The sequence below is a fragment of the Pseudomonas sp. GLN_2 genome (assembly GCF_043106005.1).
Classification (GTDB): domain Bacteria; phylum Pseudomonadota; class Gammaproteobacteria; order Pseudomonadales; family Pseudomonadaceae; genus Aquipseudomonas; species Aquipseudomonas alloputida.
In genome coordinates this window covers 70,427-78,816 of record NZ_JBICMC010000102.1, presented here as the reverse complement: position 1 = coordinate 78,816, position 8,390 = coordinate 70,427, and the positions used below count along the sequence as shown (strand labels likewise).

General features: G+C 63.1%; 10 protein-coding genes and 1 pseudogene. 7 read left to right on the top strand and 4 right to left on the bottom strand.

All coding sequences use genetic code 11. From position 1 onward, the window contains the following. Window positions 1-267 (top strand): annotated as a pseudogene (locus ACF8Q6_RS24940) (transcriptional regulator); the annotation flags it as partial. Here ACF8Q6_RS24940 and ACF8Q6_RS24935 read toward each other — a convergent pair. Beyond that, window positions 246-725, bottom strand: a complete 480-nt coding sequence (locus ACF8Q6_RS24935) for a TIGR02444 family protein (protein WP_392489453.1) — start codon at window positions 723-725, stop codon at window positions 246-248. The pseudogene ACF8Q6_RS24940 and the gene ACF8Q6_RS24935 sit on opposite strands and share 22 nt — an antisense overlap. Before the next feature lie 50 nt (window positions 726-775). Between ACF8Q6_RS24935 and ACF8Q6_RS24930 the strand changes: the two genes are divergently transcribed. The 3 genes from ACF8Q6_RS24930 (at window position 776) to ACF8Q6_RS24920 (ending at window position 4,104) form a co-directional block, all read left to right on the top strand. Beyond that, on the top strand, window positions 776-2,686 hold the full coding sequence (locus tag ACF8Q6_RS24930; protein WP_088513465.1) for an ATP-binding cassette domain-containing protein: 1,911 nt from the start codon (window positions 776-778) through the stop codon (window positions 2,684-2,686). Next, window positions 2,686-3,273, top strand: coding sequence for a mechanosensitive ion channel family protein (locus tag ACF8Q6_RS24925; RefSeq protein ID WP_010951581.1), 588 nt, complete (start codon window positions 2,686-2,688; stop codon window positions 3,271-3,273). Before ACF8Q6_RS24930 ends, ACF8Q6_RS24925 begins: the two co-directional genes overlap by 1 nt. A gap of 198 nt (window positions 3,274-3,471) precedes the next feature. Then, window positions 3,472-4,104, top strand: coding sequence for a LysE family transporter (locus ACF8Q6_RS24920; protein WP_003255879.1), 633 nt, complete (start codon window positions 3,472-3,474; stop codon window positions 4,102-4,104). A gap of 45 nt (window positions 4,105-4,149) precedes the next feature. On the opposite strand, the gene ACF8Q6_RS24915 is transcribed toward ACF8Q6_RS24920, so the two are convergent. Continuing rightward, window positions 4,150-4,905: a slipin family protein gene (locus tag ACF8Q6_RS24915; protein ID WP_014861487.1), complete on the bottom strand. Its 756-nt coding sequence runs from the start codon at window positions 4,903-4,905 to the stop codon at window positions 4,150-4,152. A 2-nt stretch (window positions 4,906-4,907) separates the two neighbouring features. Then, window positions 4,908-6,254: a nodulation protein NfeD gene (locus ACF8Q6_RS24910; protein WP_392489452.1), complete on the bottom strand. Its 1,347-nt coding sequence runs from the start codon at window positions 6,252-6,254 to the stop codon at window positions 4,908-4,910. Between the two features lie 98 nt (window positions 6,255-6,352). Between ACF8Q6_RS24910 and ACF8Q6_RS24905 the strand changes: the two genes are divergently transcribed. The 3 genes from ACF8Q6_RS24905 to ACF8Q6_RS24895 all read left to right on the top strand — a co-directional run bounded on the left by ACF8Q6_RS24905 (window position 6,353) and on the right by ACF8Q6_RS24895 (window position 7,823). Beyond that, the gene (locus ACF8Q6_RS24905; protein ID WP_003255874.1) at window positions 6,353-6,811 is read left to right on the top strand and encodes an aminoacyl-tRNA deacylase; all 459 of its coding nucleotides are present in this window, start codon (window positions 6,353-6,355) and stop codon (window positions 6,809-6,811) included. Between the two features lie 61 nt (window positions 6,812-6,872). After that, a complete protein-coding gene (locus ACF8Q6_RS24900; protein ID WP_392489451.1) occupies window positions 6,873-7,115 on the top strand; it encodes a DUF2789 domain-containing protein in 243 nt (80 codons plus the stop codon). Window positions 7,116-7,184: 69 nt separating this feature from the next. Continuing rightward, complete coding sequence (locus ACF8Q6_RS24895) at window positions 7,185-7,823, top strand: hypothetical protein (protein WP_003255871.1); 639 nt, start codon at window positions 7,185-7,187, stop codon at window positions 7,821-7,823. A 6-nt stretch (window positions 7,824-7,829) separates the two neighbouring features. Here the strand turns inward: ACF8Q6_RS24895 and ACF8Q6_RS24890 are convergent, their stop codons facing one another. Continuing rightward, entirely contained in the window at window positions 7,830-8,267 is a 438-nt protein-coding gene (locus tag ACF8Q6_RS24890; protein WP_392489450.1) for a CBS domain-containing protein, read from the bottom strand. Window positions 8,268-8,390: the final 123 nt, after the last annotated feature.

Below are 8,390 nucleotides of genomic sequence, written 5' to 3'. Positions count from 1 at the left end.
GCCAAGCCTGCGGCCAAACCGGCTACCAAGGCGACTGCGGCAGCCAAACCTGCGGCCAAGCCAGCTGCCAAAGCCCCTGCTGCCAAGCCGGCCGCAAAACCAGCTGCCGCCAAGGCACCTGCACGCACGGCCGCCAAACCCGCTGCCAAGCCTGCTGAAGCCAAGCCCGCTACATCACCGGCCGCCACAACCAACTCGGTGAGCCCGGCTGCTGCTGCACCGTCGGCACCTGTGAGTACTCCGGCTCAGGCACCTTCGGCGTCCTGAAGCGCAGCCGCTGCGACGCGCAACTGAACCAGCGCGTCATGATGCAGAGCCTGGTCCGGTGCCAGCCGGGCCAGCCAGTCGTCCGCGGGCTCAGGGGAGCCCACGGGCCACTGTTGTGAGCGTTCCTGCAAGCGCTCCAGCAAGGCTTTTTCAGCCCGCAACTCCAACGCCTTCACCTGTTCACGTAATGCCGCCAGTTGTGTATCACCCGATGCTGTGGCTCGCCATTGCTGGCGCAGGCTGCGTAGCGGGGTAACCACGTCACGCTGCCAAGGCTCGGCAAGTTCCTGCAGTGCTTGCGCGCGTTCGCCCCGTACGGCCACACCACGTGCTTGCAGCCAGGTCGCGCACAGCAGCAGGCAGACATCGCCACCCAGTGCCTGCAGTTCAAGGCAGGCGGCTTCCACGCCGGGCCTGGCATACAGGGTCAGGGCGTAATTCCACAGGTCGGTGTGCATGGTTCCACTCGCGCTATGGGCCGAGGAAGCTGGTAGACTCCGCGACCATCATGATCAGACTATCCAACCTCACTTTACAGCGTGGTCCGCAGCGCTTGCTAGAAGGCGCCGAGATGACCCTGCACGCCGGTCACAAGGCCGGCCTGATCGGCGCCAACGGCGCCGGAAAATCCAGCCTGTTCGCCTTGCTGCGCGGTGAGCTGTCGCCCGATGCCGGTGACTGCCAACTGCCCGGCGACTGGCGCATCGCCCACATGCGCCAAGAGGTCGACACCCTCGACCGCCTGGCTGTGGACTATGTGCTTGACGGCGACGTGCGCCTGCGCAAGGTCCAGGCCGAACTGGCCGCGGCCGAGCAGGCCCACGACGGCACCGCCCTGGCGCGCCTGCACAGTGAGCTGGAAAGCGCCGACGGCTATACCGCCGACGCCCGTGCGCGCAAGTTGCTGGCTGGGCTGGGCTTCACCAACGAACAGATGGACCGCCGTGTCGGCGATTTCTCTGGTGGCTGGCGGATGCGCCTGAACCTGGCCCAGGCACTGATGTGCCCGTCCGACCTGTTGCTGCTCGACGAGCCCACCAACCACCTCGACCTCGACGCGATCCTGTGGCTGGAAGACTGGCTCAAGGGCTACCCCGGCACGTTGTTGCTGATCTCCCACGACCGAGACTTCCTCGATGCCGTGGTCGACCATGTGCTGCACGTCGAGCAACGCAAGCTCAACTTGTACAAAGGCGGCTACACCGCCTTTGAGCGCACCCGTGCCGAGCGCCTGGCGCAGCAGCAGCAGGCCTACGAGAAGCAGCAGGCGCAGCGCGCGCACATGGAGAAGTACATTGCCCGCTTCAAGGCGCAAGCCACCAAGGCACGCCAGGCGCAAAGCCGGATCAAGGCCCTGGAGCGCATGGAAGAGCTGTCGGCGGCGCATGTCGATTCACCATTCGACTTTGTCTTCCGTGAATCGCAGAAAATTTCCAGCCCGTTGCTGAGCCTTTCCGAAGGTCGCCTGGGTTATGGCGACAAGGCCATCCTCGACAAGGTCAAGCTGCAGCTGACCCCGGGTGCTCGTATTGGTCTGCTCGGGCCCAACGGCGCCGGCAAGTCGACCCTGATCAAGAACCTTGCAGGTGAGCTGGAGCCGTTGTCGGGCCGCCTGGTTCGTGGCGAGAACCTGGCTGTAGGCTACTTTGCCCAGCACCAGCTGGACTCGCTGGACGACAAGGCCAGCCCGCTGCTGCACCTGCAGCGCATCGCCCCTACCGAGCGTGAGCAGACGCTGCGCGACTTCCTTGGCGGCTTCGACTTCCATGGTGCCCGCTGCGACGAGCCGGTGGTTAACTTCTCCGGTGGCGAAAAGGCCCGCCTGGCACTCGCGCTGATTGCCTGGGAGCGGCCAAACCTGCTGCTGCTTGACGAACCGACCAACCACCTGGACCTGGAAATGCGTCTGGCACTGACCATGGCCTTGCAGGAGTTTGCCGGTGCAGTGGTGGTGGTGTCCCACGACCGTCATTTGCTCAAGAGCACCACGGACGACTTCCTGCTGGTGGCCGACGGCAAGGTCGACACCTTCGACGGTGACCTGGAGGACTACAGCCGCTGGCTGGTCGAGTACCGCCAGCGCAGTGCGCCGGCCAGTACTGCACCGGCCAACCCGGACAAGACCGACAAGAAAGCCCAGCGCCAGGCTGCCGCAGCCTTGCGTCAGCAGTTGGCACCGCACAAGAAGGCTGCCGACAAGCTGGAAACCGAGCTTAACCAGGTGCACACGCAATTGGCCGAGATCGAGACCGCGCTGGGTGATGGTGGCCTTTACGAGGCGGCGCGCAAGGACGAGTTGCGCGACCTGCTGGCGCGCCAGACCAAGCTCAAGCAACGGGAAGGCGAGCTGGAAGAGGCCTGGATGGAAGCGCTGGAAACCCTTGAAAGCATGCAGGCCGAACTCGAGGCGTTGTCCTGATGGAGGAACTGCGTTCGCTGCTGCCAGGGCAATGGATGGACACCTTCTGGCTGGGTTTGCAGATCCTCTTGATCCTGGCCGCGGCGTTCATCCTGCAACGTATCGTCGCCCGCGGGCTGAGCCGCCTGGGCCAGCGTTACCCGTTGCCGCCGGAGCTGCTGGTGCCCGTGCGCGGTGGCCTGCGCTGGCTGATCATGGGCAGCGCGCTGCTGTTCGTACTGGAGCGCATGGGTGTTTCGGCAACCGTGTTGTGGACAGCACTTTCCGGCTTCGTAGCGGTAGCGGCGGTGGCCTTCTTCGCCATGTGGAGCGTGCTGTCCAACCTATTGTGCGCGGTGTTGATTTTCACGGTCGGGCCGTTTCGCATCGGCGATGTGGTCGAGCTGGTCGACACCCTCGACAAGCCAGGCGTGAAAGGCCGGGTGATCGCTATCAACCTGCTGTTTACCACCCTGCTGGAAGTGCCCGAAGCGGGCGGGGCGCTGGTGCAGGTGCCCAATAGTCAGTTCTTCCAGAAGTCGGTGCGGCGCTGGCGCGGGGCCGAGGTACAGGCCCTGCACAAAGAAACCGCTGCCGAAGCGGACTGAACCTGTACTGGCCCCTTCGCGGGCCCGCCCGTTCTCACAGGTATTCCAAAGCGTCTGAAAATGCACTGTAGGTGTGGGGGCGGGCGTGCCCGCGAAGAGGCCAGGTCAGGCCACACAAATCCATCAGAAATCACTGGTTATTTTTTCGCCAAAACCTTAGCTTAACGTTTTGCAACAAATGTTCGAGCGAGGTGTGTGATGTCGATGGAAGTATGGTTAGGCTTTTTTGCCGCCTGCTGGGTGATCAGCCTTTCACCCGGTGCCGGGGCAATTGCCTCGATGTCCAGCGGCCTGCAATACGGCTTCTGGCGTGGTTACTGGAACGCCCTGGGCCTGCAGCTGGGCCTGATCATGCAGATCGCCATCATCGCCGCCGGCGTCGGTGCCGTCCTGGCCGCCTCGGCCACGGCGTTCCAGGTCATCAAGTGGTTTGGCGTCGCCTACCTTGTGTACCTGGCCTACAAGCAGTGGCGTGCCCTGCCGATGGACATGAGCGATGAATCAGGCGTGCGCCCGATCGGCAAGCCGCTGAGTCTGGTGTTCCGTGGTTTCCTGGTCAACATCAGCAACCCCAAGGCGCTGGTGTTCATGCTGGCGGTGCTGCCGCAGTTTCTCAATCCCCATGCGCCGCTGCTGCCGCAATATGTGGCGATCACCGTGACCATGGTCACGGTCGACCTGCTGGTGATGGCGGGGTACACCGGGTTGGCTTCGCATGTGTTGCGCATGTTGCGCACGCCCAAACAGCAGAAGCGTTTGAACCGCACCTTTGCCGGGTTGTTCATTGGTGCAGCCACCTTCCTCGCGACCTTGCGCCGCGCGCCGGTCTGACAGGCCGCATACAGGCCATTCGCGGGCAAGCCCGCGATTGGCCCATCACTCTTTCTCCTTGTCCACCAAACCCTTCAGCAGATCTATCGGCAGCGGGAAGACGATGGTCGAGCTCTTGTCCCCGGCAATCGTCCCCAGCGTCTGCATATAGCGCAACTGCATCGCCCCCGGCTCCTTGCTCAGCATTTGTGCGGCTTGCATCAGTTTCTCCGACGCCTGCAGTTCACCCTCGGCATGAATCACCTTGGCCCGACGTTCGCGCTCGGCCTCGGCCTGGCGGGCGATGGCGCGTACCATCGACTCGTTCAGGTCAACGTGCTTGATCTCGACGTTGGCCACCTTGATGCCCCATGCATCCGTTTGAGCATCCAGCACCTGGCGGATGTCGAGATTCAGTTGCTCGCGTTCTGCCAACAGCTCATCCAGTTCGTGCTTGCCCAGCACCGCACGCAGGGTCGTCTGGGCCAGCTGGCTGGTCGCCACCAGAAAATCCTCGACCTGAATGATCGCCTTCTGCGGGTCGAGCACGCGAAAGTACAACACTGCGTTGACCTTGACCGAAACGTTGTCGCGGGTGATCACATCCTGCGGCGGCACATCCAGTACCACTGTTCGCAGGTCGACCCGCACCATTTGCTGGATCACCGGGATCAACAGGATCAGCCCCGGCCCTTTGACCTGCCAGAAGCGCCCCAGCTGGAACACCACGCCGCGCTCGTATTCGCGCAGGATGCGAAACGCCGACAGCACCAGCATGGCCAGCACGATCAGCACAGCGCCGAAACCGACTTGCATGAACATGGTCATTCTCCTTGCGTCGCTGGGGCGGCGGCGCTCACTTCCAGCATCACGCCATGGCGCGCGGTCACCCGTACGTTCTGGCCAGTTTGCAGCGGCGTTGCGCACTGCACTTGCCATTGCTCGCCCTGAGCCAGCACAACACCACAGAAGGGGTCGCTTGCCATCACCTGGGTGACGGTAACCAGGCTGCCGACCAGGCCGGCGTCGCCGCTGACCAGTGCCCGTCGGCGGGCCTTGAGGGCCATGCCCAGCACGCCACCGATCAGCAGTGCCGAGAGCAGCGCCAAGGTGCCGATCAAGGCCAGCGGGATGCCGAAACCGGGGGCGTCGGTGTCGATCAGGATCAATGCGCCGACCACAAAGGCAACGATGCCGCCGAAGCCGACCACGCCGAAACTGGGCAAGAAGGCTTCGGCGATCATGAAGGTGATGCCAAGCAGGATCAGCGCCACCCCGGCAAAACTCACCGGCAATAGCTGCAGCGCATACAGCGCCAGCAGCAGGCAGATACCACCGACCACACCGCCCACCGCAGAACCGGGGTTCATGAATTCGAACAACAGGCCGTAAACGCCGATCATGATCAGGATCAGCGCTACGCTGGGGTTAGTGATTACCGCCAGAACCCGTGTGCGCCAGTCCGGCAGGTGCTCGACCACGCTGGCGCCTGCGGTCTGCAACTGGCGTGGCTGGCCGGCCACCTGGAGCGTTTTGCCGTCGAGCTTGCGCAGCAGGTCAGACAGGTCATCGGCCACCTGATCGATCACATTCAACCGCAAGGCCTCGCTGGCTGACAGGCTGACCGCCTCGCGCACGGCCTTCTCCGCCCAGTCGGCGTTGCGGCCGCGCATCTGCGCCAGGCCACGGATGTAGGCGGCGGCGTCGTTGACCTGTTTGCGTGCAAGGGTTTCATCGGCGCCGCCTTTTGCCTTGTCATCAGTGGGCGTGCCAGGCGAGCCGCCGATCCGCACCGGCGTGGCGGCGCCCAGATTGGTCCCGGGCGCCATCGCCGCAATATGGCTGGCGTAGAGAATGTAGGTGCCGGCGCTGGCGGCGCGGGCGCCGCTGGGGGCAACGTAGCTGGCGACGGGTACGGTGCTGGCGAGAATCGCCTTGATCATCTGGCGCATGGCACTGTCCAGCCCGCCCGGGGTATCCATGCGGATAACCACCAGTTGCGCGCCTTGCGCCTGGGCCTGGCCGAGGCTGCGCACCAGGTAGTCGGCGCTGGCCGGACCGATGGCGTCGTCGATGCCCAGCACCCACACCGCGCCGGGCGCTGCCTGGCCACCTGGCGTGATGCCAAGCAACAACAGCAGCAACAGCCAGCGCCAGCAGCGGGCGATCACCTGTCGTCACCTCATTTGCTTGTATTACACAAGTTTAGCCCCGCCCACCCGTACCCGGCCTAAAATTGAAGATTGGGGGGCGAAACCGGAGGTGCATCATGCGTATGGCAAAGACCCTGCAGGCCCGCCTGGACAAGGCCAACTGCGACTACGACATCATTCCCCACCCACATTCGGCCACCAGCCTGGAGTCGGCCCGAACGGCCGGCGTGCCCGCCGAGCGGGTCGCCAAGTCGGTGATGCTCGATGACCGTCATGGCAACTACATCATGGCCGTGCTACCGGCCAACCGGCACCTGGACATGACCAAGGTGCGCATGTCCGGGGCCTGGCATCTGACCCGTGAAAGCGGTCTGCCGAGCCTGTTCAATGACTGCGAACGCGGAGCCGTGCCGGCCCTTGGCGATGCTTACCAGATAAAAATGCTGCTCGACCCGAGTCTTACCCGCCAAGGCGATGTCTACCTGGAGGCGGGTGACCACGATCACCTGATTCACATGAGCATGGAGCAGTACATGAAACTGGTGCCGCACGCCGAAGTGCGCGAGCTGTGCTGATGTCTTCAAACCAATGCCAGGCGGGCGTCGTGGACGGCTTGCCTGGCGCTCAGGAGGAACCATGGAAGCGCCGATCCATCCCTTTGCCGACCTGTTCAAGCAACTGGGCTTGCCCGACGATCCCACGAGTATCGATCAGTTCATCACCAGCCATTCCCCGTTGAAGAACGAAATCAAGCTGGTGGATGCGCCGTTCTGGAGCGACTCTCAGCGGGCATTTCTCAAGGACAGCATCATTGAAGATTCCGATTGGGCTGTGCCCTTCGATCAACTCAACGAAGCGTTGCGCCGCCCCCGAAAATAAAGCGCCGAGCGGCACCTGACGAGTGATCGGCCGTTGCTATGCTCAGGAAAACAATAAGGGGATAGCGCGATGAAAGATCCCTACGCACCAGGTTTCTGGTGTTCCGTGACGATCCTGGGCACCCTGACGGCCAGTTACTTCTATGGCATCAGACAGACGCAACAGATGAACCAGGCCGTGCATTTCCTGTACGCCGCTGCCGCAGTCACTGTAGCGGTTGCACTGGTGGCGCTGACATGGATCGCCTGGCAGCAGTTGCGCCTGAACAAGCGCGAAGTGGTGCAGGGGCGAACGTTGCTGACCATCTGGAACACCAAGGTTGCGCTACGCCGCGTCGAGACGGTCTTCGACCGTTATTTCTGGGGCAGCTACTGGCATTCGGGGCGTACCTTCGAAGAGGTCATGGGCGAGCTCAGGGGCACTCCGCTGGAGCAGAGCCTGGATGCGCTGAAGCGCCAGTGCCGGGTGCTCGACCGCGAAATCCATGACCGCCATCACCACTGGCTGGCCAACGCCCGCGACCTGTCCAGCGTGGCCCAGGCGATGGCCCGCGAACGCTACCAGCTGGACCTCGGCGAGCCCACGCACAGCGGCCACGGCAATACGGCAGTGCTCAACCGTGACCTGGAAGTGCTGGTGTACACCTGGTCGGCGCGCCTGCGTAGCTTCGACCATCAGCTGGACGAACTGGAGCGCGCCTACCATTGAGGCGCTTCATTCGCCGCGGATGTATTGCTCAAGTTGTTGAATCAGGCTGGCTTGTTCAGTGATGGTTTCCTTGACCAGGTCACCGATCGACAGCAGGCCGAGCAGCTTGCCGTTGTCGACCACCGGCAGGTGACGCAGGTGACGATCGGTCATCAGGTTCATGCAGGCATCCAGCTTCTGCTTGGGCTCCACGGTGACCACCGGTGCACTCATGATTTCGCGCACCGGGGTGGCGGCGGATGAGCGCCCCTTGAGTACCAGCTTGCGCGCATAGTCCCGTTCGCTGACGATACCCACTACCTGGCTACCCTCGACCACGGGCAGCGCACCGATGTTTTTCTCCGCCAGCAGTTTCAGGGCGTCGAGCACCGAGTCATCCGGGCCGATGGTGTACACGGTCTGGTGCTGGGACTTGGTCTTGAGGATTTGTTCGACGGTCTTCATACGGGCCTCTGCGGGTGAAAAAAGCACTGTCTCGGAGTAACTAAAGCATCCGGTACGGCGCTCTGCACGGCAATGCAGGAAACGGCATGGAGGCGATTGAAAAACGTCATGACTGTTCGCTTG

Bases quoted from the DNA above. Each gene is read 5' to 3' on its own strand.
- ACF8Q6_RS24900 (WP_392489451.1), top strand. From the start codon at position 6,873: ATGGAAGCGCCGATCCATCCCTTTGCCGACCTGTTCAAGCAACTGGGC.
- ACF8Q6_RS24935 (WP_392489453.1), bottom strand. From the start codon at position 725: ATGCACACCGACCTGTGGAATTACGCCCTGACCCTGTATGCCAGGCCC.
- ACF8Q6_RS24925 (WP_010951581.1), top strand. From the start codon at position 2,686: ATGGAGGAACTGCGTTCGCTGCTGCCAGGGCAATGGATGGACACCTTC.
- ACF8Q6_RS24920 (WP_003255879.1), top strand. From the start codon at position 3,472: ATGTCGATGGAAGTATGGTTAGGCTTTTTTGCCGCCTGCTGGGTGATC.
- ACF8Q6_RS24895 (WP_003255871.1), top strand. From the start codon at position 7,185: ATGAAAGATCCCTACGCACCAGGTTTCTGGTGTTCCGTGACGATCCTG.
- ACF8Q6_RS24890 (WP_392489450.1), bottom strand. From the start codon at position 8,267: ATGAAGACCGTCGAACAAATCCTCAAGACCAAGTCCCAGCACCAGACC.
- ACF8Q6_RS24915 (WP_014861487.1), bottom strand. From the start codon at position 4,905: ATGTTCATGCAAGTCGGTTTCGGCGCTGTGCTGATCGTGCTGGCCATG.
- ACF8Q6_RS24905 (WP_003255874.1), top strand. From the start codon at position 6,353: ATGCGTATGGCAAAGACCCTGCAGGCCCGCCTGGACAAGGCCAACTGC.
- ACF8Q6_RS24930 (WP_088513465.1), top strand. From the start codon at position 776: ATGATCAGACTATCCAACCTCACTTTACAGCGTGGTCCGCAGCGCTTG.